This is a genomic window from Pseudomonas sp. 05N432 (genome assembly GCF_056396945.1).
In genome coordinates this window covers 1-927 of sequence record NZ_JBFTMM010000059.1, presented here as the reverse complement: position 1 = coordinate 927, position 927 = coordinate 1, and the positions used below count along the sequence as shown (strand labels likewise).

General features: G+C 28.7%; 1 protein-coding gene. It reads right to left on the bottom strand.

The genetic code is table 11. From position 1 onward, the window contains the following. Nucleotides 1-442: 442 nt before the first annotated feature. Complete coding sequence (locus AC1DHT_RS29180; RefSeq protein ID WP_477761592.1) at nucleotides 443-919, bottom strand: replication initiation factor domain-containing protein; 477 nt, start codon at nucleotides 917-919, stop codon at nucleotides 443-445. Between the last annotated feature and the right edge of the window lie 8 nt (nucleotides 920-927).

Below are 927 nucleotides of genomic sequence, written 5' to 3'. Positions count from 1 at the left end.
CCCATGTATACAAAATGATTTATGTATTACTCCTTTTCATTTAGAATATCAAAAACTATCCTACAGATAGACTACTCAAAAAATGAGTAGTCTTTTTATTTTGCATTTTAAGCCYTTTCTAGGACATTTAATCATTCCACGTATAAAAATAACTAAAAACTTTTTTCGTTCAACAGAGAGACGATAAATCATTTTAAAATTCATTTTCTAAATCTTTTAKAATACGAAATATGTTTTTCTATCTCGGTTATTCTTCTTAATAAAAAGCTAAAGCCTTAAAAAATAGGTGTATAATGTAACTCTCGTATTTTAAAGAGCATAAGAGGAATCCTGAACAGAAATGTCTCCCAAATGGCTACATAAAATCAAAAAATGACTCCCAAATRGCTCCCTTTTTATGKAGCCATTTGGGAGCTAAAAGGGAGYCRAATGGTAGCCATTTTTAAAATAGCTTCTTACYTTTTGTCTGCCAAAATTCTATTTGCTTTTGYAATTGTTTTTCATTTTCTCTTAAAGTCGATTTCATTAATTCCGTYAAATCAACTGGAGATATTTCTTTAATTAAATTTTTATATTTATATTTAGTTCTTTTATTCAATTCTCCCCATTTGTCTTCTTCATGAATTAACATRTAAAYCATWGCTTGKTCWTTTAATTTTTCTRGYGWAGTCCAATCWGGTTTYAARATATGTAAATCWTYAAAACAATCRTTCCARTAATCMACCATATCTCTTTTAAGTTCAATTTCTACACGCCATAAGTGATCAGACRTAACTTCRACATCTGCGTTATCTTTACGTTCTTGTTTTTTGTTATAAATTCTAATAAATCTATCRCTATCACGAACGCCAAAATATTTTGTTTCTGGTTTCCCGTCACGACCATAAAATACAGTTTTCTTAACTGCTTTATCAGTCATTGCATAAT